Genomic DNA, 24096 nt, shown 5'->3' on the forward strand with positions numbered 1-24096 from the left:
AGCAGCCGACCCTCTAATTTGCGCGATCCTTTTCATTAGAGCCGGATGATTTTAGGTCGGGTCGACCTAAAATCTGAATCCGCTCTAGAATCAAAGAAGTAGAGCGTGATGTCGCCCGAAAACCGCATACACTTTTCGGCATCACGCTCTAGATACCGAGTGACAAATGTCCTTCAATGAAACAGCGGCTATGGCAATCGGAAATTTGTTTACCTCAACCCAAACGATTTGTGGGAGCAGTTTTCAACCCATCGACTTTCAATCCTCACTTGAGATTAATGAGATATACGGGCCAACGCACCGTCGGTTTCATCGCCAGTAATGGGAGGTGATTGGATGAATATCGCGCAGCTGAATGACTTGGACCGACCCCTCATGGAGGAAACCATCCGCCTCTACGAGCACGAACCTGATCTACAGAACTTGCCATCAATCCTCTTTGACGCGGTGGCCCGACTGATCGATGCCGATGTCGTCACGTATGCAGAGTTTCATCACAAGAGCAAAGACTTTCGTGCCCTGGTTTCGGTAGAGGACGACGCCGCTGCGCGAGGAGCGGGCATGGCTGCCTACGCACGCCATATGCACAGCCATCCATTCTGGCAGAACACTCCAGAGTTTTTTGGCGGCCAAGCACTGCGGGAATCCGATTTTTTCGATGACGAGACCTATTTCAATCTGCCGATCGTGAAAGAAGTCTTCCTGCCATCTCGAGCGCGACGGATCATGAAAATGATCATCGCGCATGACGATTATGTCGTCGACATCGCCGGGTTCAGAGTGATCGGGCGCCCTGCTTTCAGCGATCTCGAGCGTGATCGGCTGGTCGCTTTTCGTCCGCATATCGTTCGCAGCTATCGTCAAGCGCAAGAGCGCACGCTGGCCAAACTGACGCCGATCGATCGACTGCGCATTGCGTTTCCACAGTTGAGCCCGCGTCAACTTGAAGTAGCCTCGTGGGTTGTTCAAGGAAAGTCCAACGAGGACATCGCCACCATTCTGGATGTCGGCATCGATACGGTGAAGGCGCATGTCAAAGCGCTCTATAGCAGGATCGGCGCCGAGGGGCGCCTTGCCGCTGCCGTGATCGCCCACACGACCCCACCATTTTCCGAGCTTCCGCCCCTTTGGAAGCTGACGTCATCGGCTTGGGGCAGGCAGCATAGACCGATCTAGCGCTGCTCAGAGCTCATTTATGGGCTTGGCTTTGATGTGATTTCGCTCTCTCCAGAAACAGTCAGGCAACAAGAACACCCCGATCGTGCTCGACGCCGAGTTCGGCTCGAAACTGATCCGGCTCGGCTGTCCGCTCCGGTATCACCCTTCTGATCGACGAGAAATCGGACATCCCGCGTTCCGATCAGAAACATGTCTCCCAATGGGACATATCGGTCAGTTGCGCTCAGCAAAGCGACGCTCATCAGACCGATCCTTACCCTTTCGGGTAATGGCATCGCGCCGCGAAAACGATCAAAGTCCTAAAGAGCCATTCGTTCAACCGCAAATGGCGCTGGCATCGAGGAGAAATGGCTATGACGCGCATAACTCCGCATGACCGACGATTCGTGAACGGCGCAAACGCGCCAGACGAACCGAATCGCACCAAACCGTGCGCCAACCGCTGCAGCCAGTCAGATACGCAGGAATAACGGCCGCATCAATTCGCCGGCCCTGCCCTTCCGTCCATTCCAAAACGAGGATTTCAGCGATGCCCCTGACCTATCAAACCATGAGCCTCAGCCCTATCCAGAACCATACCTTCACTTTCCCTGACACGATCAGCCAGTTCGCGGTCGGCATCTCGTCCTTCTACTTCGCTTTCAGCAAGGATCATCACGTTCAGCAGATCAGTCTCGCCCTCACGTCGAACCAGGTAGCCCCCGCGCAGGTCTTCGTCACTGTGAACGGCGTGTTGAGCGATGCAAGCGGCAACACGGTCGACCTCACCAAATCCTACGTGACCGTCGTGGTCGTCGCGTGGACAGGCTCGGCCACCACCACCAACCTGCTTTCCGCGCCGTTCTCCGTAGAGAGCGGATCCAACAACGAAAGTCCGCCGATCAGTCTGCCGGACTCGTTCCATTCCATACTGCAGGCCTGCATGAGCGGCTTTTATTTCGCCTATCCGCAAACCGATCATCATGTCCTGAATGTCAATGCTTCGGTCGGGAGCACGTCCAACGGTTCCGACGGATACATCACGGTCACTGCGAATATGTCGGACGATTCGGGCAACACGGCGCAGAACCCGACGGGAACGGGGTTCCTGATCGCAAGCGCCGACAAGATACCCTCCTTCGTTGTAGTGCCGTACACGGCGCAAGACCCCGGTCAGCAGATGATCCCCATGGGATCGGTGAAACTGTCCGATGCCTTCGTGCTCCTGACCGGTTTCCAGGTGCAGTTCCCGGATAATGATGATCACGAGATCAGCAATATTGGTGCTGGCCCGAATACCTGGGTCTGCCAGAATGACGACACGGGCTCCAAGGTCGTGAGTTCCGGTGTCTGGGCCTGGATGGGCAACGACGATGGCGACACGCAGGACGCGTCGCTGAGCAGCGCCAGCGTCATCGCGGTTGGCATTCTTGACCAGTCCGAATAGCAACCCATCCTTGCTGGGGACCTTCCCATGTCAGACTCCACCTCTCAACTTCCGCCGATCCGTACCTTCCAGTTCGATACCAGCGCCGTTGCGTCGCTTGACAGCAATGTCAACCAGTTCCGCGGCGACATCAATCTGACGCAGGCATTGCTGGCGATGCCGGGTCGACTGAGTGGTGACGGGCTGGATATATCGGTGTCGTTGCTCTACCAGAGCAACGTCTATCGCGACGCGATGACATGGAACCGGGATGCGCCCACGAGCATAGCCGGACTGGGCTGGACCCTGCCTGCGACATTGATCGAGCTCGATGATGGCGGCGCCCCAACGCCAGGCACACGGCAATACACTTATGTGAGGGGGGGAATTCCCACCCCGCTTGCGCGGGAACCGGAAACCTCGAACCTTTTCGCGGTGGACGAGTTGCTCGCCAATGATCTTGAGGACGGCCAGCCCGTGCCGGCCGCCCTCCGCGCCGAATTTGTCCGTCGCGGCTTCAACCTGTCGTCGGCGACGATGGTCTACGCCACCTCCTCGACGGCATGGACCCTGTCCGATGACGACAACCAGCAGCTCTTTGACCTCGCGCTTGCCGACACTCAGCTTCAGGTCCTGGACGGAGGCGAGGCATACCAGCTGGTCAACTACGCATTCCGCAAGATCCTCTACTATCCACTTTATGAACGATGGGTCGTCGTCAACGAAGACGGCCACCGAATGTCCTTCGGGGGGCTCGAAGCACCAACGGCACAGGGTTACGCGACTTCAGTCGGTAACAGCATCGAGTGGGGCGTGCGCTGGTCCCTCGATGGCGAGGCGGCCTCCGCCATATGGGAAGGTGCGAGCGAGGTGACATCAGGCCAGTGCCAATATGCGCGGGTCTGGCATCTGGTCGGATGCTCGGTTCTCTGGGGCGATTCGATCGCATATGGCTACAATGAATGGGTGCGGGATTCGTCCACGGGGCTGATCCCGGACGTGGAGCAACCCGTGGGCGCCAGCGGCCTGCCCTACACCAAGGCCTGCTACCTAACCAGCATCACCGACGTGTTCGGCCGCAAGGCCGTCTTCCAGTATGGTGACAAGTTGTGGGACGATTCCACGCCCGAGAGCGCGCGGGAATATGCCGATCCGCACAAGCTCAAGCCGGACATGACGGCGAACGCATACCAGGATCGGTACGAAACGAAATTCCTCGAAGGCATCGCTGTGCAGGATGTCACCGGTGCACCGATGTTCAGCCTGGCGCTCGCCTATCTGCCGACCCAGCCCGCCGGCGGGGATGACAGCCCCGTCGCCAACGTAACCTCCTATGCCGGCAAGCTGTACGGCGACACCTGCAAGCGCTTCCTCACCGGCGTCACCTTCCAGAATGCTTCAGGAGAGGCCCTGCCCGGGCTCATCTTCGACTACTATTTCGATACCTCGCTGTCAGGATCGAGCCCGGGCGCTCTGAAATCCATCACCTATCCGCAAGGCGCGGTCGCCACCTATACCTATACGCAGCAGCAGCTCGCGGTCTGCGAGCGGATGGTAAGCGTCGGACCGCCTTCGGACGACTTCCAGGGTGCGGAGCCACGGGCCTTTTTCGGACCCGATTATGTCGTCACCACCTGGTACAATACGGGCGAGGGCAAGCTTTCATTGCAGGTCTACACGTGGCTTGGGCGCTGGATCGAATGGTCGCTGACCGATGATACCATTCTCTTCAGCAGTGCTGGCGGCCTCGACCTGACGACGCTTAACGTCGTCGCCAGCGAAAATTTCTTCGCGCTCTCCTTCACGAGCAGCAGCGAGACCGATCTATACGTCTTCCAGAAGGACGTGGCGCGGCCAGGCCAATGGGTGCCGGCCACGGTCGACGGCACCACAACAGCGCCCAACCAGCCGACGCGAAGCTACGCGCCTTCCGGCGGAACGGTGGATGTCATCGGAGGTAACACCTTCCTGCTCGTCGTCTGCATGGACCCCGATCATTCATCCTATGGCTACGATCGGCTGACTTGGCGCTGGACCACGGCAAGCTGGACGCTCGAATCCTTCACGCTGTCGCAGTATGCCTGGGCAACGGCGATGAACGAGTATCAGCTGATCCTGGACGAGACGGGAAAGGCGGAATTGTCCTTCCTGTCACCCGGCCTCGTCTGGAGCCAACCGGCGATCCTGACGCTGCCTGATTTCAGCGTCGTGTACTACGACCGGGTGACGTTGGTGCCGTCCGCCTCCTTCGTGGTGATGAGCAACCTGCAGACCGACAATTCCCAGTGGCGCGGCTACGAGCTCACCTTTCTTCAATGGGACGCGGCTTACGCCTTCCCCTCGACCGTGACGAGCTTCACCTTCAACGACCGCCTGGAAGCGAGCGGCAACTACAAGACGCCCTATATCCCCACCATTATCGACAACACGATGGTCGCGGTGGCCGCACATGTGTTGCGCTACAACGGTCAGACCTGGCTTGAGAATTCGCAGCTCGTGCCCGCCAGCCTGCCATCGGGATCGCAGCAGCGCTATGCCTACGGTCCGGACTACGCGATCCAGATCATGGTACCGGGCGGCGGCGTCGGAACCACCACGGCAAAGGTCCTGTCCTTCGATCCCGACGCGGACTCCTCGTCCTGGACGCGAAACCCCGTCACACCAGCGCAGGGGCTCTCGAACCCGCCCGGCTATTCGGCGACCGCCAATTGGCCGTCCGCCGGTGGCGGAGATTTCATGAACATTGGCCAATATCTTTATTTCCGTGGAGCAGCCACGAATTGGGATGACGTGCTGACCCAGTCTCCGAATGCGGACCTGCAGCAGCTGGTGAACCAGGCGCTCGGCTCCGCTGATGGCTATGTCCTGAATGCCGAGTCCGTTATCAACGAAGGGCCGACCTTCCTTGGCTATTACGTCTATGACATCGCGGATCCGACAAACGATCAGGCCGCGGTGCTGGTGCTCAAGAATGGCGGCGTCTACGGTGCGGCCCAGACGCTGTCGTCGGAACGCATCTACACGCCTGCCGAAAGCGTCCCGACCGCACCCGGACAGACGCCGGGCGGACCGGAAGCGTTTGCCGCATATCCGAGCACGGATTCGGATTTCGACCACGCCTCGGCGATCCTCCTGCACCGCTATGCGGGCGACGCCATCGACGGAGTACTGACCCATTACGCGGTCACCGGCATCTCCATCTCCGACGGCTTCGGCGCAACCGCCGCGACGACCTATTTTCCCGATCCCGATCAGGCTGCCTGCGATCCGACAGGGCTCGTGGTCAAGTATTATGAGGTTACGACCTACCCCGGCACCGCGGATGCTTCGCAACCGACCTATGGCTCCAAGGTAACGCGGTATCTCAACGGTCTCGCCGTCGCCACCGGCGCAGACTACTACAACATGCTCGACGGCCTGCTGCAAAGCGCAGATACGCTCGACAGCCAGGGCAACTTGCTGGCCCAGACCGAGAATACATGGCAGGCTTACACCACTCGCGCCTCCGACCCCTCCGACCCGGAAGCGCTGCTGCTGAACCTGAAAGGCGCTTACGTTCTTCAGGTCCAGCAGACCAAGATGGAGGATGGCGTCACCAGTATGCAGACGACGGGCTACGTCCCCGACGGTCTCGCCGCGCCCTTTTCCGGTCAGCCGGTGTCGACACAGACGCTCGTCTATGGCGGCAGCGGCGTACAGGAAACCTTCACCACCGCCACGACCTACGGATACGAGATCGACGCAACGCTGCTTGCACAGCACATGCTGACCAAGGTGGCGCAATCTGCAACCAGTTGGGCCTCGGGCAATGCCGCCGCAGTGCCGGTCAAGGCAACGGCCATGACCTATGCCGGCTTCCCTAGCAGCTACGGGGAGGATGTGCTCGTCCCTGCGAAGGAGGCAACCTTTGCCTGGACGGGTACGGCGGCGATCGCTTTCCCATTTGAATCCTACAAGCCTGGCTCTGTTCCGGACGGATGGCTTCGCAACTCGCTGATCCAAGGACGCACGGCCTCGGGCCAGCTTACCGAGATGGCGGACGCCTGTGGCGTCATTCAATCGACGCTCTACGGCACAGCGCCGGAGCTTCCGATCGCGCGCATCACCAATGCCTCGCTCTCGCGTGGTGAATGTGCCTATCTCGGCTTCGAACCTTACGAGAGCAACGCGGCTTGGACTATGGAGGGCACGCAACTCGTCACGGGCGACGCGCATAGCGGAACGAACAGCCTAAGCCTGGTGGGCGGCGGGATAGCCATGCTTGCCACGACGCTGACCCCTGCGAACATCTCCCAGAACTACCTGCTCGGCTTCTGGTATAAGACGCCGTCCGGCTTCTCGCCAGGCACCGGCACCGGCTTCAGCGTGGTCGTCATGGTCGACGGCCTAGTGACGGAGGCACTCGGCGCCCCGTTCGACGATACCGGCGGCGCTTGGACATACCGGACGCTGGGTATCCCGCTCATCGCGGGGCAGAGGTCCATCGAGCTGATCATCCAGGCCACCAACACCGCTGCGGATGCGGTGCTCGTCGACGACGTTCTGGTAACGCCCCTGGCAAGCAAGGTCTCCGTGCGCGCCTATGATACGGCGACGCACCAGGTCACCGCGATGGTCGACTCGGCCGGACATACGCTGCGGTGCATCTACGACAGCTTCCAGCGGCTGGTGGCCAAGGTGGGACCTCAGGAGCAGGTCAAGGAACTCGTCCAGGTCTCCCTGTCGCGCGCGGGCAATGCCACCGATACGTTCGATGCCGGCAACCCCAACGCCAATCTGTCGCTGGAACCCGCTGATGGCGGCACGCTGGAGACCTTCTGCACAGGCGACGAATGGCAGGATCGCTGGCAGGCCAGCGCCACATCGACGAATTGGAGCGTCTCCGGCGGCGCGCTGTCGCATACGGCAAGTGTGGACGATACGCTTACCTGGCAAGGCTCTTCCCCCGCCACCTCGGCCCTTTATTTCGAGGTGCTCCCGCCCGCGACGATGGCCGGTCCACTGGCTGTCTCCTTCGCCCAGGGCTACCAGATCGCCTTCGATCCGGATGCCGGCTACAGCTTCATCGATCCGAACGGCAAAACGGTTCAGACGCCGTTGACAAGCCAGCCCCAGATGGCGACGGAATGGCTCACGGTCTTCGGTGATGGCCTCGTGCTGTTCTTCGGTGACGGTCAGCTCCTGTTCAGCGCCAGCGTTCCCCTCGACAGCATGTATCCGATCGCGATCTCGACCGGTCCGAACCTCCTCTCCTTCCGCAACCTGGCGATGGTCGCGGCGCCACGGGTATCGCTCTCCTACACCGACGCCTCCGGACAGGACCGCCAGAAGCAACAGCTTCTCGGTCAGGATGCCGCCATCTCTGCCACCATTCACGATCCGCTCGGCCGAACCGTGGCGGTCACCCGCATGGCCCCGGCCAGCTTCGGTGCGGACGCAGCATTGCCGATACTAAGCTATCATCCGGACTTCGTCGACGTATCGGGCTTCCTCGCCGCAATGGACGGAAGCTGGGAGATGACCGGGGACCTGGCCGACTACTATGCCGGCCAGTCCGACGGGACCGTGCCACGCTCGGACGACGAGGGCTACCCGTATTTCGGCTACTTACTCGAAGCCTCGCCTCGAAAGCGACGCCTGGAGCAGGGACAGCCCGGCAAGGCCTACGCGATCCACGACATCGACAGCACGGCGCCGGCAGATCGCCAGACAACGCAGTTCCTTTACGGACCGAATAACAGTTCGGCCTTCGATCTGCCGCAGGGAGACTATGTCGCCAACACGCTGATCAGCCCACTGAAGACGCAATCGCTTACCCTGCGCGACACGATGGGCCGCAAGCTTGCCTCTTCGCTCACGGATATCGCCGGCGAAGTCGCGGGGCAAGGGCAAGCCATCGCCACCTTCGCCGATGCCGCAGGGGCAGCAGCGGCCACCCTGCAGACCCGCCAGCCGAATTTCTACACCAAGACGCCGCAGTCGGACCCTTCATCCTTCGTAAAGTCGCTGGTACAGGACCCACTGGGGCGCACCCTGCAGACCACCGACCCGGACACAGGCACCAGCCAGTTCCTCTATGATCCGTCGTCGCGTCTTCGCTTCGTGAACACAGCGCTCGAGGATGGCGAGGCATGGTTTGCCTACTACAAGTACGACGCGCTCGGCCGTGTGCTCGAGGAAGGAACGGTTCAGCAGGCCTGGGATGCGGCGCAACTCGCCACGCTCGCTGGACAGGCTGCCTGGCCGGATGACACCGTCGCGCATACCGTCGTGCGGACCCATGGCTATGATGGGGATGGCAGCGATCCGAACGCGATCGGCAAGGAAATATTGATCGTGACGGTCAACCAGGCGCCTGCCCTGGTCCCCTCGGCCGATGCCGTGACCACGACCGAGTCATTGGCCTATAACGGCGACGGAAATCTCGCCAGCATCACGCTGCAGCTTCCCTCGACGCTTGGCACCTCGGCTGCGACCGTGTCCTACACCTACAACAATCTGAAGCAGATCACTCAAGTGAGCTATCCGGACGGCTCGCCTGTCGCAACTGTCCTTTACAGCTATGACGACCGGGGCCGCGTGACCGGCATCGGTACCTCGGTGAGCACTCCGACGGATATCGCCGCCTACACCTACAACTCAGATGGTGATGTCGAGACGGAGACGCTGAACCAGGGGTTACTGACCGGCGCTTATCAGTATGCGTCTCCGGGCTGGCTCACCGGGTATACTGTGACGCCGAGCGGCACGACAGATGCCTGCTTCACTCTGGGGCTAGGTTACGACGCGGATGGCCGGATCGAGAGCCGCGACCTGTCGTACAGCTTCGGCTCGGATTCGGACAGCACGCAGGTCGCCTATGCCTATGACGGTCAGATGCGCCTGGCGAGCGCAACCGTGACAGGAGACACACAGGGCAACGAGTCCGTCGGACTATATGATGCCAACGGCAATATCTGGAAGCTCACCCAAGACGGCGTGGAATACGATTTTACCTGCGCCCCGGGCTCGAACCGGCCGAGCACGCTGGCGACCGGCAGCGCCGATCCCGATCCCATTTCCTTGCAGTTCAGCGCCGATGGCCGATTGACGCAAGCGGGGGGCCTGGCGCTCGAATATGACCCGTGCCTGAAACTGGCGACCGGACTGACGGTCACCTCGGGGGATGACGTGACGCAGCTTCGGCTTGCCTATGGCGGCAAGGGGCAGCGGATAATGAAGCAGGTCAGCGGCAATACGTCTTCCACCACGGTATATCTCTGGGGCGCTGCGGCCCAGCCGCTATGCAGCCTTTCCGACGGGACATGGACGGCCTACATCCAGGGGCCCACGGGCCTGGTGGCCGTTGTCAGCGATGCACGCTATTTCCCGCTAAAGGATCACGCGCAGACCGTCTGGGCCGTGGTCGACGATCAGAATGCGTTGGTGGCCCGGTACAGCTACGCGCCTTTCGGCGAGGTGCTCAGCATCTCGGGTTCCCTTCCGCAAATCGTCCCATTCCGTTTCATGGGAAAGGCACTCGACACGGAAACCGGCCTCTACGATTTCGGGGCGAGGCTCTACCATCCCCTCCTGCGTCGCTTCTGCTCTCCCGACGTCGCGGGGCAAGGTGCAAGCCCCTACGGTTTCGCCGGCAACAACCCGATCATGATGATCGACCCCACCGGCAATACCTCGACCTGGGCGCGCGTCGGCATCGGGGCGGGAATGGCAGCACTTGCCGTCACCGGCTTCGCCCTCAGCTTTTTCACATTCGGCCTTTCCGACGTGCTGGCTGCCATCGGCGATGCTGTCGGCTCCGCGATTGGCTCGATATCGAGCGCGCTGACTGGCGGCTCCGAAGTCGTGGCCGCCGGCGCTTCGGTCGGAGCCCAAGGCCTTTCACAGACGGCGGTGCTGACCGAGCTGTCGACCACGGTCGCGCTGCCTGAAGGCGTTGGCGCTGCCGGCATCGAGGGAACCGTCAATGCCGTTGGAAACTTCCTGCAGCAGGTCGTGACGAACACCGCCTTCGGCGTCGGCTCCTCCGGGCTGCAATATGATATCAGTCCGGGTGCCCAATTCTCGGGACAAGGGTTCCGCGATGCGCTTCTGTCCGGCGCCTGGAGCGGGCTGCTCTACGGCATCGGTTCCGGCGTGGCCGGGCTCGAGGCCGAAGCCGTCAGCAAGGCATGGGGTGACGTCGCCGAAAAGGCGGGACTGAACGCAGCAAGCAAGATTGCGGGCAAGGCGGCATTCAAGGTTGCTCTCAACGTGGCGATGGGTAGCTCCACCAACGCCATCGCCCAGATCATGACGAACCTGATGACCCATCAGTCCTGGAACCAGGGCCTTGCGCTCGCGGCGAAAGTGGGAGTGGCCGGCGGAGTGCCCTTCGGGGTGGGCGACGTCCTGCTGAACGATGCCAAGAACTGGGCAACGGAGTTCGCTACGTCTTTCGGCAGCGAAGGTCAAAGTCGCGTAGCGACGGCGATCCGAGGCGTGGATCAGGCGCTAAAGGCCGCGAAGTCGAACACGGCCGTGTGCCTGTACGGTATCACCGGCTATACGCTAGCGGGGGGATATGTCATCTGGGGAGCAACGAACCAGGGCAAATAGCCTGCAAGAGGATGCACTCTTACTACCCTACCACCATGCGGCTCGATCAGCCCGACTTCCTAGCGTATCAAATCTCTGCTGTAGTGCAATTGTGAGAATGATGGCACAGTAGATTGGAACCTTCGAGCCGTGGCTTCACCGAGGGAAGGCCACCCTAATTGGAACTGAACTATCAATCTTGCCATTGGATAGCCGAAGCTCTTGAAGGGATCTGAACCCGAAACCAGCAACCTTCCAATAAGCTATCTAGCTGTTTCCCCGAAAGAATGTTCTTAGAATTAAACGAACCGCGTGGTCGTCAAGAGAGGGGAGCAGAGCTGCCGGCGACGCTGACTTGGTGGAATGGCTTCCATTGGGATTGTGCAGTTGTTGCGGCTCATGGCGCGTTCGCCCGCCGCCAACCGTTCAACTTTTTACCCTTATTTATCCCGGGTTCGAAGACCGGCGATGCTAGTCCTTTTTCCAGAGGCGCTGATGTGGATCGGCACCCAATCCGGAAGGGAAAGCATCATGAAAAAGTATCTTCTTGCCACTGTCGCACTTCTTATGGCGATCACGCCCGCTGCAGCTGAAGCCCGCTGCCTGCCGGCCAGCACAGTCATCGCCGCGAATGCGGTTCCCGTCATTCAATACAAAAATACTATGATCGATGGCGTGAATGTCTTCTACCGTGAAGCCGGCCCCAAGGACGCACCAGTCCTCCTGCTCCTGCACGGATTTCCGACCTCTTCGCACATGTTCCGCAACCTTATTCCGCTGCTGGCCGACCGCTACCGGGTAATTGCCCCCGATTATCCCGGCTATGGCCAGAGTGATGCTCCTGACCACACCAAGTTTTCCTACACATTCCAGAATGTGACCAACATCGTCGACAAGCTGGCCGAAAAGGTCGGAGCCGACCGCTACAGCATGTATGTCATGGATTACGGCGCACCGATCGGATACCGGCTTGCGCTCAAGCATCCCGAGCGGGTCGAAACGCTCATCGTACAGAACGGCAACGCCTATACCGAAGGTCTCGCCGCATTCTGGGACCCGATTAAGGCCTACTGGGCCGAGAAGACCCCGGCGCGTCGCGAAGCACTCGCCGGCCTGGTCACGCTCGAAACAACGAAGTTTCAGTACACCGACGGCATGGGCGATGTCATGCATATTAGCCCCGACAACTGGGTCGTCGATCAGGCCTTGCTCGATCGACCGGGCAACAAGGACATTCAGCTGGATATGCTGGGCGACTACGGGAGCAACGTACCGCTTTACCCGCAGTTTCAGGCCTTCTTCCGCGAAAAGCAGCCGCCGACTCTGATCGTGTGGGGCAAGAATGATAAGATCTTCCCCGAATCCGGCGCCCATCCCTATCTTCGCGATCTTCCGAAGGCCGAGATGCACATTCTGGATAGCGGCCATTTTGCTCTCGAGGACAAGCTCGACGTCATGGCGCCCCTGATCCGCGATTTCCTCGACCGCAAGGTTTGCAACTAGACCAAAACCTATCCATTCCGCGGGGCTAGCGGCGCCGCGGCCACCCTCCTCAAAGGAAAGATCATGTCCAATCTCATTTCAGGCACCCAGGCAACTGGGTCGCCATCCCTTTCGATCGTCCTCGTGCATGGCGCTTTTGTTGATGACTCCGGATGGCAACAAGTATATGGCGAACTTGTTGACCGCGGGTTCGAGGTGCTTGTCGCTCAACACCCGACGACCTCACTCGAAGGTGACGTTGCGGTCACCGAACGCCTGATCGCTGCGGCTCGCCACCCGGTCCTCCTTGTGGGCCACAGCTACGGCGGAGCGGTCATTACGGAAGCGGGTGCCAACCCCAAGGTCCAGGCGCTGACTTATATTGCGGCTTTCGTGCCTGAAGTCGGCGAGTCCGTCGCGGCGCTGAACGAAACTCCGGAAGAGCCCGGCGAGGCGAAGGCACCGTTGCTGCCGCCACAGGATGGTTATCTTGTTGTGGACCCGGCCCGCTTTCCGGACGCTTTCGCAGCCGACGTCGACCCCGCGATCACGCGCTTCATGGCGGCAGCGCAGTTACCCTGGGGCCTTGCCGCGGTGATTGCGCCGCTCACTCATGCCGCATGGAAGACCAAACGCAGCTTCTATCTCGTGGCATCCGCCGACAGGATGGTGCCGCCCAGTGCGCAGCGTCGCATGGCCGGGCGCGCGGGAGCAGCGATTACCGAAATCGACAGCAGTCACGCCGCGATGCTGTCGCACCCGCGGGACGTCGCCAAGTTCATCGAAGCCGCTGCCTCTGTCTCAACCCCGACCGAAGGTGCCGGACAATGACCCGGCCCGTCACCTATCACCGAACAACCATCATTGACGGCGTAAAAATATTCTATCGCGAGGCCGGAGAACGGGGCGCACCTGTCGTGATGTTGCTGCACGGCTTTCCAAGCTCCTCGCACATGTACCGCAACCTCATTCCAGCGCTCGCCGATCGCTATCACGTGATTGCGCCCGACCTTCCCGGGTTCGGTCTGTCGGAAATGCCTTCTTCGGATGACTTCGAATATGGCTTTGCCACTTTTGCGTCCATCATCGCCAATCTTCTCGAACAGCTGGGTGCCGAACGCTACGCGCTCTACGTCATGGATTACGGGGCGCCAACCGGGTTTCGCCTGGCGCTCGCGCGCCCCGACCGGGTGACGGCTCTGATCGTCCAGAACGGCAACGCCTATGAAGACGGCATGGGGGATTTCTGGGCACCTACGCGCGCTTACTGGGCCGACAACGGTGCGAAGAACCGCGACGCGCTGCGACCTTTTCTGTCGCTCGATGGAACGCGCTTTCAATATCTCAGTGGGTCAAAAGACGAGGCGCGGATCGATCCCGCGGCTTGGCTATATGACCAGCTCTTTCTCGACCGTCCGGGCAGCGTCGAAATCCAGCTGGACATCATCTACGACTATCGGACCAACGTCGTTCTCTACCCCGCGTTTCAGGACTATTTTCGCACGCATCGGCCGCCAGCCCTGATCCTGTGGGGCGAGAATGATCCGATCTTTCTGCCTGAAGGTGCACGCGCGTATCTCCGCGACGTTCCCGACGCCGAACTTCATTTCTTCGACACCGGACATTTCGCCCTCGAGGACAAGGCGGACGAAATGATCCCGGTCATGCGGGACTTCCTCGCCCGAAACCTGAGCCTCTAACTGAAACCCCAAAAAGGATATCGACCATGTACAACAGCAAATCCAAGTCGAGCGTACTTCCGACCGGTGGTGGCGCGGCCCTCATCGATCCCTCCGACGCTCTGATCCTGCTTCTCGATCACCAGTCGGGACTGTTCCAGACCGTCAAGGACATACCGGTCGCCGATCTGCGCCGGAATGTGGGAATCATCGCCAGGCTCTCCACACTCCTGAACATCCCGGTCATCACGACCGCCTCGGAACCTGCCGGCACCAATGGCCCGCTGATGCCCGAGATCCATGAGTTGGCTCCGCACGCTGTCTATGTACCGTGCAAGGGCGAAGTCAACGCATGGGACAATGACGATTTCGTCGCAACGGTTCGCTCGACCGACCGCAATACTCTCATCATGGCAGGCGTCTGGACCAGCGTCTGCGTGATGTTTCCGGCGCTCGACGCCCGCACCGCCGGCTACGACGTCTATGCGGTCCTCGATGCGTCGGGGGATCCGAGTGAAATGGCCTCGCGCATTTCACTTGCCCGTTTCGTGCAGGGCGGCGTCAAGCCGACATCGACCAACGCATTGCTGTCCGAGCTTCACCGCACCTGGGCGCGGCCTGAGGCTGCCGAGCTCGGCAAGCTTTATGGACTTTCCGCGCCCAACTATGCTGCGGTGGCCGAAAGCTATGCACGCGCTCAGCAGGCCGCACTAGAGAGAATGTAGCACCTCTGTTCGCATGCCCTGCGAACTGATCAAATTTTAGGGAGATACGATATGTCTTACGGCTTCATGGATATTGCGATCACACCAGCGGTTCGCAGGGCGCAGGCGGAAATGGGAGCGGATCATATCTGGTCCGACTTCAAGGGGCACCGCGAATTTAACCGGTTCTCAGCGAGAGAGGCCGCGTTCATCGCAGAGCGCGACAGCTTCTATATCGCCTCGGTTTCGGAGACGGGTTGGCCTTATGTCCAGCATCGCGGTGGGCCTGCGGGCTTTTTGAAAGTCCTCGACGATCGCACACTCGCCTTCCTCGACTACCGCGGCAATCGCCAATATATCAGCATCGGCAATCTGGCCGAGAACGACAGGACATGCCTGTTTCTAATCGACTATCCCGCACGGACCCGCCTGAAGATCTATGCCCGCGCCGAAAAGCTGACGCTCGACGCGGATCCGGCGCTTACGGAGAGAGTCAAGGATGGTGATTATGGCGCCCAGGCTGAGCGCATCTTCAGACTGAAGCTCGAGGCGTTCGACTGGAACTGTCCGCAGCATATCGTGCCGCGGTATACCGAGGCCCAATTTTTGGCGGCCTCGCGACACCTTCTCGACAGGGTCAGTCAGCTTGAGCAGGAAAATGCATCGCTCCGGTCGCAGATCGGCCCGCAACGAGAGGATTGAGCGGGCACCCACGAACCCGAGAAGGTGCGAAGGTCAACCTCGGTCCGTTGCATCCATGGCAAATTGGGTCCGCCTGGTCGCGCCCCCTGCGCCGATAGTGCGTGCGCAATCCAGTGACGTCTGGAAATAGCGCATCGCCTTGTCGGGCTGCCTGCGTCCGGCTGCAATCATTCCCGCAACGCGCCAAAGATCCGGATGCCACCAACGCTCTTCACGTATGCCGGTTTCTGCAAGCACGGCACGCAGGCACTCCTGCGCAAGCTGAATTTCCCCCGCAGCAATATAGGCCTCCGCCAGGAGGCTTCGGTAGAATGGGACACGCGTTCGCCAGCGTCCCCGAAGCAATCCGGTGATGCTGTCCTGCATCAAGGTCAAACCGGCTGTGTCACCACGAGCCGACTGGATGGCACCGGCGAAAAACGTGGCAGTCCCCTCGTAAATGCCGACGCTTTCGCGGCGGCTGACATCAGCCAGCTGCCGCTGAAGCTGCGAGGCGGTTTCGAGATTGCCGTTCACGAAAGCGATCGGCAGGCCGGCCAATGAAATTGCATTGCCGAGGGATATCATGTGATCAAGATCGACGGCACGATCGATGGCATGACTGGCCAGATCGGCGGCACGATCAGGGTCACCCTGCAACCAGGACAGAAATGCTTGGGACAGGCGTATGCCAGCTGGCAAGTCGACCTGGAAGCGCGAGAGCCCGTGGCCTTCTTCCAGGTGACCCCAATCACTCATCAGCGCGTCCAGGTGAGCCGATGCCGTATTGAGCTCCCCTGCATAGATCTGGATATGCGCCAACAGCCGTTTGCCGTCGGGCGCAGTCGTCCAGTCCAGCCCCCTTGCTGCAGCAAACTCGTTCATGCTGCGTAACGCCGTGCGCGGCCGGCCGGAATAAGCAAGAAAAACGGCCTGTCCGCAAACCGAGCGTATTTGCAATTCGGCATCGTGCGATCGGCCCGCATGAAGGATACTTTCGCGCCAGGCCTCATGGGTTTGCGGGTGCATGTGGCGCGCCAGCGTCATGGCCCAGGCCCGCGCCGTTGAAAGCTTTGCTCGTCCCAAAGGCGCAAGCCCTGCCAGTGCCGCGCTGTTTGAGCTTGCAAGCTCGATTGCCTCCAGCATTTCCCTGAACGCCGACAGTTCTTGCCACAGCGGCAACGCAGCGACCACCAGTTCGACACCCAAGACAGCATCACCCGCAGGATCGAACGCCCAGGAGATCGCGGCACGGACGTCATCGATCTGCTTGCGATATTTCCCGAGCCATTCGCGAGACGTCTGCGACGACCATTCCCGCTCGGCGATCTGCAGCTTGTCCCGCGTTCGAACGGCAAATTGCCGTCTTGCCTTCTCTCTGTAGAGCGAACCCAACAGGCGCCGCGCGGCGTAGGTACCCGTGCTTTCGGCAAGCCTGTAATGCACGGTCCCGCCGTTGTATTCGGCGGAGACCAACGACTTTGCCACGAGCTGCGACAGTGCATCTCGCCCAGTCATCGGCTCAAGGGCGCCGGCGGGATACATTGCCTCCACGTCGTCGGCGTTGAAACGGCCTGAAAACACCGAAAGCAGACCGAGCAAGACGGCCTCGCGGTCAGGAAGAAGTCGATAGCTCCAGTCGAGGGTCGCCTCCAGGGATTGGTGGCGCAAGGGCGCATCCCTTGCGCCCCGGTTCATCGTATCAAAGCCATCCTTGAAGAGATCATCGAGCGCCGCGCCCGCAAGAACGCTGGCTGTGCCGGCCGCTAGTTCTATCGCGAGTGCCAGTCCGCCCAGCCGCGTACAGATCGAGACGACACTGCGGACATACTCGTCGGTGGGCTCGGCATCCGCTGAGCCCCGCGCCTTTGACATGAATAGCTGGATGGCCGGAAACTGCAGCGCATCGCTGGTGGAAAGCGCCGTCGTTTCGTCCGGATAAGCGAGCCCGGAGAGGAAATGGATCTGCTCGTGCCGCGTCCGCAATGGCTCGCGGCTGGTCGCGATGATACGGGCCGCAGGAACCTCTGATGATATCCGCTCGACCACAGTCGCTGCCATCGCAATGACATGCTCGCAATTATCGATGATGAGAAGCAGCTTGTTGCTGCGAAGGACGTCAATTACGCCCGCGATCGGATCGTCAAATCCGAGCGAAACGCCAAGAGCGGACGCGATCGCCGGCACCACAAACCGCGGGTTGCTGAGGGTAGACAGATCCGCAAAGGCAATGGCTTCGTCTGCCCCACAGGATCGCTCGGCAACCGTGACCGCAAGAGAGGTTTTTCCCGCGCCGCCTGGCCCAACGATAGTGAGGTAGCCCGGTTGATCGAGCGTCCCGGAGATCTGCCGGATCGCGTCATCGCGGCCGAGGAGTGGCCGTACCTGAGGTGCGGCGATATGATGGCTTGCGCCTGAAACCACTTGCCGTGCCGGCACCGGAAGATCGCTTTCCAAGGCGGCAACGAACTTGTAGCCTCGCCCGGCAATGGTTGCGATGTACTCCATGGAAGGATCAAGCTCGGCCAGCGCGCGTCTAAGGTTGCCGACATTGACCTTCAAGTTATGGTCGTGGACGATATAGTCCGGCCATACATGCGAAAACAGATCTGCTTTGCTGACGACCTCGCCCGCCCGCGCCACGAGCAGGGTCAGAATGTCGAAACCTCGCCCACCGAGGCTAACGGGCTGCCCCTTGTACAGGAGGGCTTGAGCCTCTGGCAGAAAACGGAAATCTCCGAACTGGAAAGCGGTTCGCTTCGACAATGCCTGAAACCTGCGATCGTGTGACACTTCTGCTCTCACAATTCATAAGATATCGACGCTACACCGCACTGGTCAGTTTGCAAGGCGTATAGAGGCATCGTTGCACCGCACGTTGGCTTAACATGATGGGTAGCATGTCTCTTCGCAGATCCTTCAGGGTATGGGAAGATCGTCCGGCTCGCTGTACATCACCCCTCGTCGACGTCGGCGCACATCCCTTTCACCGGCATTTCCCATTCAGAAAGATGTCCAGGAATTCGCTGATGCGATTGCTCTGTTTTTAATCCAACAGTTCCTTTATCTGTTGTCAGCGAAGTTTATGCCTTTGGAGTACGTTCGTGGATTCTTTTTCTTCTGATCAGCCCTGCCCTACGCAGGAAGATGCCATTGAGGCCAAGGCTTTCATTGATCTGCACAGGGCCGCCCGCGGCCGATTGGCAGACGACGAGCAATTTGAATGCGTTTCGATGAATGGCGGATGCGCGATCTCACTTCCTAGCGCGCCGGCGATCGGCCTCAACCGCATCCTTGGCCTCACCAGAAGTGAAGACCTCGACAAAGCCTATACCTGGATGAAAGGAAAGACGGGGAACAGGTTCTTGCAGGTCAATACCGACACCGCATCTGACGAGCTGAAACAGTGGATCCGATCGAAAGGGTTGGTTCCTTATGGTCCGGGGTGGGCGAAGCTGTCGCGATCTGCGGACGCGGTCTCTCCTCCTTCCCTTGACGCCGTGAAAACACGAAAAGTTAGGCCCGACGAAGCGGAGGTATTCGGCGCCATGATGTGTGCCGGTTTTGGCTTTCCGGGAAGCCTCACGGGTCTCTGGGCAGCAATCGTCGGGCGCGACGGGTGGTCCTGTTTCTATGCGCTGGACGGAGACACGCCAGTGGGAACAGGCGCAATGTTCGCTTCAGGATCTTTCGCCTGGCTCGGCGGTGGAACGACCGTGCCAAGCTTTCGAAACCGCGGTGCGCAGAAAGCTTTGATTCAAGCTCGCTTAGAAGACGGCGCAGCCCGTGGCGTGTCCACTTTCGTGGTCGAGACCGAAGTGCCATCGGCCGAAAAGGCGAGCATCTCGAACGCCAATCTGGCGAAAATGGGCTTCCTGCATGTCTATAATCGCAGCAACTTTATTGTATGACGGCTGGTGTTGAGAGAGACCGATGTTCCTGCAGTGGCGATTTAATTTGCTTCGGGAGCTTAAGGCGACGGACTTCAAGTTCACCTTCTCGCCTTGAGCGGATGTGAACCGGCGACGCGTTATCCAGATGCGCTAAGTGCTTGATAAACCAGACTTCAGGGTATGACGCCAATTTATGGAATATGCTGATGCTGCCGCCCATCTTGAAGAGATAGGCGGCAGAGGCGAATGGATAGATCGTTGGGGGTAAGTCCTCCTTCGCCTCGTTGTCCGACCGGCAGGGCGTCGAATTACGATGGTCTGCGCTTACCAAACCCGAATGTCTTTCGCAAGCTGCTGTCGACTGCGTTCGTCGGCATAAACCTGCGCAGCCGGCTTAAAAGCTTCGCGTTGCCGCCGGCGGGTTGACGCATTCGGTACGGACCGTTGATGGCGGCCAGGATTTTCGCGGCCACGACCTGTGGTGAGGGCGCTGATTTGATCTGCGCCTGAACCGTCTCGATGGTCGCGTAGGCCTGCTTTTCGTAGACACCCAAAGGGGCCTCGGTATGGGCCGCGTTTACGTCGAGCTTGGTGTTGGTGAAGGTGGGTTCGAGCAGGATGGCCCTGACGTTGAACTCGCGGATTTCGTGGTCCAGCGACTCCGACAGTCCCTCAAGCGCATGCTTGCTGCTGGCATAGAGTCCCATGAACGGCGCAGGCAGGAAGCCCAAGACCGAGCTGACATTGATGATGAGCCCGCTCCGGGCGGCTCTCATGGATGGCAGAGCGGCACGTATCATGCGCAACGGGCCGAACACGTTGGTATCGAATACTCTTTGCGCTTCCGCCGTTGAGGTGTTCTCAACGGGGCCGACCAGCGAAACGCCGGCATTGTTGATCAGAATGTCGATCTTACCTGCTTCGGCTAGAACCCATTCCACAAAGTTCGTAACCGATGTGTCATCGTTGACGTCAACGGCTCCGAAGCGCACGCCGGGGATTGAATTGGCGCGGTTCGGGTTGCGTACGCCCCCAAACACCTTGAAGCCATTTTGTGCGAGAAGGCGTGCTGTGGCCTCGCCTATTCCGGATGATGCGCCGGTGATAACAACGACTTTCTGATTGGACATGCATGCTCCTGAGGTTTGTGCGAACGAGTGCTGGGAAGCTTTCAGCAGAATCGGATTTTTGTTCCTTTGCAGGTGGAATTCCGCATTTTGCTTCGCACAACACTCCGTTAGATTTCGATCGTAATCTAACTCTATTTTGGATGTCGATCAACATATAAAATGAACGCTCGGGCTGTTTTGGAGCATTTTCATTGAGGTGACGCTGTTGCGGATGCCGGGTCCGCCTGCAACGGCCGAGATACGTGGGCAGGACTGCTGCGCAGTCGATTGATGACAGCCGCAGCATTGCCAGCGTGCTTAGCGCGACCACGTCGGATTGTGTTCGAAGCCGCGACGTGTGCGGCACGCTATGATGAACGATAGACGATCGAGCAAACGAGGAGCGGTTTTTGCCTGACGCTACCCTAATCTGTGATCGCCTCGCCTTGACACACCGGCTCCTCGGCTTCGTCTTAACCGAGCTTAGCATGGAAGTGCGACGCAACCCGGTCAGCAGCCTGGCGCACTGTCTCGGCTTGGTCGTAAAAGTCATAGTGTTTTCCCTCTGTCCAATGTAATTCTTTCGGACCCGCCAAAAGGCCGTACATTTTGCGAGCCTGATCAGGGAACGCTGCGCCATCTGAGTGAACTACGAGAGTTGGTGCCGTAACATGGGGAGCCTGCGCCAAAGGATCAAACGCGAGCCAAGGCTCCCACGCCATAACTGCAAACTCGTTGCGCCAGGGACGAACGCTCCCGCCGCGTGACTGACCCATATAGTATTCATTGGGGCCGGAGCTCACCGCAGTTTTGTCGTTCGGCATATAGGCGAAGACCGTTTGGATTATCCCTTTGTCGTCATAGCGCTTACGCGCCTCTCGACTAGCCGCGATCCGGCTGTCGATACCTTCTTGGCCGCCGAACATCTTCAACACTAGTTCCGGGTCGGAGAAAAAGCCTGCAACGATGGCTAGCGCGCCCATATTCGGATCTTTCGCAGCCGTGTAAAGAGCCGTGCCGCCGGACGTACAAATTCCGAGGATACCGGTCCCGGCGACGTCGCTACGTTTCTTCAGGTACCGCAAGGCGGCCGACAAGTCCTCTGCCTTTGAAGCTTGGTCCTCGAACTGGCGCATCGCACCGCTACTCTCGCCGTAATTGCGATAGTCAATTGCGAGCGCAATTATGCCGCGTCGGGCAAGCTCGCCGGCATAATTTCCGCCCATCTGCTCCTTCACCGAGGTTAGCGATCCGCCGACCGCGACGGCTGGATAGCGGCGCGACGGATCATGTCCCTCCGGAAGATAAAGATTGGCTACGATGAACCCGTCGCCGCTTTCAAAGCTGACTTTCTGCGGCACTGGTTGGCTTCGTTCGGTCAGTGTCTGTGCCATGGTATTTTTCCCTGCGCTGAAGAGAACGGCGGTCGCCCCGATAGCGAGACCGAGCCTCCGGCGCGTGATCGATGTAATGGGCATTGGGGGCCACTCCTCACTAAGCTTCTGAAGATATTTGGTGGAATTCAATTTGATAATCTGCAAAAAACTAAATGGGTTTATAAGGTAGATTTGATAATGCGAGCGGACCTACTGGATGGAATAGTCGTCTTCACCCGTGTCGCTGAACGACGCAGTTTTACCGCGGCTGCGCTCGAACTCGGCGTGACTCCTGCTGCAATCAGTTGGACTGTCAAGCAACTGGAAACGCGTGTGGGCGCACCGCTGTTCACCCGCACAACGCGTTCGGTTGGCCTTACCGAAGCGGGACAACTCTTTTTGGAGCAAGCCACGGCGGGCATCGCATATGTTGAAGCTGCATATGAGGCGGCTCAACGGCTCAGTGATAACCCAAGAGGGCTGCTGCGCTTGAGCGTTCCTTATGTGGCGCAGACGCTTATCGAACCCAAACTCAAGGGATTTACCGACGCCTACCCGGACATCGAACTCGAACTGGCCTTTGAGGACCGTTTTGTCGACGTCGCCGGAGAAGGCTACGATGCCGGCATCAGGATCGGGGAGATGATCGCGCAGGATATGGTGGCCGTAAGGCTAACCCCAGCTTCTCCGAGGGTTGTCGTGGGATCACCTGCTTACTTTGCAGAGCGCGGGAAGCCTGTGCGGCCGGAAGAGCTTGAGCATCATGCCTGTATCAACATTCGGCTCGCTGGAGGCGCGGTCTACCGCTGGGATTTTGTAGAGCGCACCGAGGAGAATGGGACCCGAGCCTTCGCAATGAACGTGGAGGGGCCTCTAACAGTGAATGGACCTGCAGCTTCCCTCTCGGCCGCGCAGGCAGGCGTAGGGCTAGCCTACAATATCGCGGCTGTCGTCGAGCCGCTGATCCGCCAGGGTCTCCTTGAAACCTGCCTCGAAACTTTCATGCCCACGAGTCCTGGTTTTTTCATCTATTTTCCGGACCGAAAACAAGCACTTCCAAAATTACGAGCGTTCGTAGATTACTGGCACCGATATCATTCTTCTCAAGCCAACTCGTTCTGACCGCAGTAAGTTCGCCGGCCAGAAAGCAAAATCCGAATCCGTCCCTACGTGATCAAGGTGTAAGGAGAACAGCGCTTACGGAAAAGTGGCTTAGGTGGTCGGGGTCGCTATCCGCTGTCGCCGCTAGCGTTGCCTCCGAAGCCTCGGTGCCCCGCCGGTCAGATTTGCCGAGCGCCCGCATGATAAAACGAATTTGGGCGTTGACCGACACAGCAATCTCGTCTTCCTCCTGGAAGCATTGCGCGACCAGGACAGGGTGGGAAAACGGCAGGAACGCCGTGACCACTCTTTGTGCGGCAGCGGCGGCGTTTTCAACTTCGAATTCACCCGATCGTAGACCCTGACGGATAATCGCTTCCAGGACCGCCCGGATTCGCTCACTATGCGCATTCATCGTTGCCCAATTTTCGTTCGTAGCAGCGACAAACAGCTCGTGAACGGGTCTTTCTTCGACCAGCGTCCGCCTGCTGTGCCGATGAAGGACGTTCAAAAATTCAACGAGCTTTTTGCTCGCTGTCGCGTCTGTCCGTACGATCGAAAAAGCACGTTCAGTCAGCCCATTCACGATACGCCCACACACAGCATTGTCGATCGCGGCCCTTGTAGGAAAAAAGCGGTACACGTTCGCTCGACTTGTACCCAGGTCCGACGCTATGTCAGCAATCGTTGTCTTGCGACGACCGATACGGCGAATGTGTTTTTCCGCAATATCCAGGATCCGGTTACGTGCTTGCTCTAAAATTGCGTCACTGGAATCTGGGGAATGAGACCCCCTTTCCTCGGATTCCGGTTCCTGTCGATCGGACGCCCAATAGGCGTCCGACACCGTCGATGCTGAATCCTTCGTTTTCTCCTTCGCGCTAGAAACAGTCACGTCAGTACACATCCG

At 59.4% G+C, this 24096-nt stretch carries 14 protein-coding genes; 10 read left to right on the top strand and 4 right to left on the bottom strand.

Annotation, left to right across the window (positions count from 1 at the left end; all coding sequences use genetic code 11):
- Positions 1 to 336: 336 nt before the first annotated feature.
- From ACPYOP_RS14180 to ACPYOP_RS14215, 8 genes are all read left to right on the top strand, one after another.
- Positions 337 to 1176, top strand: coding sequence for a response regulator transcription factor (locus ACPYOP_RS14180; RefSeq protein ID WP_481411012.1), 840 nt, complete (start codon positions 337 to 339; stop codon positions 1174 to 1176).
- A gap of 532 nt (positions 1177 to 1708) precedes the next feature.
- Positions 1709 to 2605, top strand: coding sequence for a hypothetical protein (locus ACPYOP_RS14185; protein WP_481411013.1), 897 nt, complete (start codon positions 1709 to 1711; stop codon positions 2603 to 2605).
- A gap of 27 nt (positions 2606 to 2632) precedes the next feature.
- Positions 2633 to 11182: an RHS repeat domain-containing protein gene (locus ACPYOP_RS14190; RefSeq protein ID WP_481411014.1), complete on the top strand. Its 8550-nt coding sequence runs from the start codon at positions 2633 to 2635 to the stop codon at positions 11180 to 11182.
- A 510-nt stretch (positions 11183 to 11692) separates the two neighbouring features.
- Positions 11693 to 12664 (top strand): alpha/beta fold hydrolase, encoded by a 972-nt coding sequence (locus ACPYOP_RS14195; RefSeq protein WP_481411058.1) that lies wholly within the window; start codon positions 11693 to 11695, stop codon positions 12662 to 12664.
- 63 nt (positions 12665 to 12727) lie between these two features.
- Positions 12728 to 13474, top strand: coding sequence for an alpha/beta hydrolase (locus tag ACPYOP_RS14200; protein ID WP_481411015.1), 747 nt, complete (start codon positions 12728 to 12730; stop codon positions 13472 to 13474).
- Positions 13471 to 14343: an alpha/beta fold hydrolase gene (locus tag ACPYOP_RS14205; RefSeq protein WP_481411016.1), complete on the top strand. Its 873-nt coding sequence runs from the start codon at positions 13471 to 13473 to the stop codon at positions 14341 to 14343. Before ACPYOP_RS14200 ends, ACPYOP_RS14205 begins: the two co-directional genes overlap by 4 nt.
- A gap of 26 nt (positions 14344 to 14369) precedes the next feature.
- Entirely contained in the window at positions 14370 to 15047 is a 678-nt protein-coding gene (locus tag ACPYOP_RS14210; protein WP_481411017.1) for an isochorismatase family protein, read from the top strand.
- A 51-nt stretch (positions 15048 to 15098) separates the two neighbouring features.
- A complete protein-coding gene (locus tag ACPYOP_RS14215) occupies positions 15099 to 15728 on the top strand; it encodes a pyridoxamine 5'-phosphate oxidase family protein (RefSeq protein WP_481411018.1) in 630 nt (209 codons plus the stop codon).
- Between the two features lie 33 nt (positions 15729 to 15761).
- On the opposite strand, the gene ACPYOP_RS14220 is transcribed toward ACPYOP_RS14215, so the two are convergent.
- Complete coding sequence (locus tag ACPYOP_RS14220) at positions 15762 to 18473, bottom strand: ATP-binding protein (protein ID WP_481411019.1); 2712 nt, start codon at positions 18471 to 18473, stop codon at positions 15762 to 15764.
- A 338-nt stretch (positions 18474 to 18811) separates the two neighbouring features.
- Between ACPYOP_RS14220 and ACPYOP_RS14225 the strand changes: the two genes are divergently transcribed.
- Positions 18812 to 19618 (top strand): GNAT family N-acetyltransferase, encoded by an 807-nt coding sequence (locus ACPYOP_RS14225; protein ID WP_481411020.1) that lies wholly within the window; start codon positions 18812 to 18814, stop codon positions 19616 to 19618.
- A 290-nt stretch (positions 19619 to 19908) separates the two neighbouring features.
- Here the strand turns inward: ACPYOP_RS14225 and ACPYOP_RS14230 are convergent, their stop codons facing one another.
- Together ACPYOP_RS14230 and ACPYOP_RS14235 are read right to left on the bottom strand one after the other, a co-directional pair.
- The gene (locus ACPYOP_RS14230) at positions 19909 to 20730 is read right to left on the bottom strand and encodes an oxidoreductase (RefSeq protein ID WP_481411021.1); all 822 of its coding nucleotides are present in this window, start codon (positions 20728 to 20730) and stop codon (positions 19909 to 19911) included.
- Between the two features lie 452 nt (positions 20731 to 21182).
- Positions 21183 to 22103: an alpha/beta hydrolase gene (locus ACPYOP_RS14235; RefSeq protein ID WP_481411022.1), complete on the bottom strand. Its 921-nt coding sequence runs from the start codon at positions 22101 to 22103 to the stop codon at positions 21183 to 21185.
- On the opposite strand from ACPYOP_RS14235, the gene ACPYOP_RS14240 reads away from it, so the two are divergent.
- A complete protein-coding gene (locus ACPYOP_RS14240; RefSeq protein ID WP_481411023.1) occupies positions 22074 to 23207 on the top strand; it encodes a LysR family transcriptional regulator in 1134 nt (377 codons plus the stop codon). The two genes, ACPYOP_RS14235 and ACPYOP_RS14240, sit on opposite strands and share 30 nt — an antisense overlap.
- 52 nt (positions 23208 to 23259) lie before the next feature.
- Here the strand turns inward: ACPYOP_RS14240 and ACPYOP_RS14245 are convergent, their stop codons facing one another.
- Complete coding sequence (locus tag ACPYOP_RS14245) at positions 23260 to 24081, bottom strand: TetR/AcrR family transcriptional regulator (protein ID WP_481411024.1); 822 nt, start codon at positions 24079 to 24081, stop codon at positions 23260 to 23262.
- Positions 24082 to 24096 lie beyond the last annotated feature (15 nt).

The sequence above is a fragment of the Rhizobium sp. KNZ2-6A genome (assembly GCF_056755475.1).

What these genes read in the sequence shown, in the direction of transcription:
- ACPYOP_RS14180 (WP_481411012.1), top strand. Translation starts at nt 337, where the DNA reads ATGAATATCGCGCAGCTGAATGACTTGGACCGACCCCTCATGGAGGAA.
- ACPYOP_RS14235 (WP_481411022.1), bottom strand. Translation starts at nt 22,103, where the DNA reads ATGGCACAGACACTGACCGAACGAAGCCAACCAGTGCCGCAGAAAGTC.
- ACPYOP_RS14205 (WP_481411016.1), top strand. Translation starts at nt 13,471, where the DNA reads ATGACCCGGCCCGTCACCTATCACCGAACAACCATCATTGACGGCGTA.
- ACPYOP_RS14185 (WP_481411013.1), top strand. Translation starts at nt 1,709, where the DNA reads ATGCCCCTGACCTATCAAACCATGAGCCTCAGCCCTATCCAGAACCAT.
- ACPYOP_RS14215 (WP_481411018.1), top strand. Translation starts at nt 15,099, where the DNA reads ATGTCTTACGGCTTCATGGATATTGCGATCACACCAGCGGTTCGCAGG.
- ACPYOP_RS14210 (WP_481411017.1), top strand. Translation starts at nt 14,370, where the DNA reads ATGTACAACAGCAAATCCAAGTCGAGCGTACTTCCGACCGGTGGTGGC.
- ACPYOP_RS14195 (WP_481411058.1), top strand. Translation starts at nt 11,693, where the DNA reads ATGAAAAAGTATCTTCTTGCCACTGTCGCACTTCTTATGGCGATCACG.
- ACPYOP_RS14190 (WP_481411014.1), top strand. Translation starts at nt 2,633, where the DNA reads ATGTCAGACTCCACCTCTCAACTTCCGCCGATCCGTACCTTCCAGTTC.
- ACPYOP_RS14200 (WP_481411015.1), top strand. Translation starts at nt 12,728, where the DNA reads ATGTCCAATCTCATTTCAGGCACCCAGGCAACTGGGTCGCCATCCCTT.
- ACPYOP_RS14230 (WP_481411021.1), bottom strand. Translation starts at nt 20,730, where the DNA reads ATGTCCAATCAGAAAGTCGTTGTTATCACCGGCGCATCATCCGGAATA.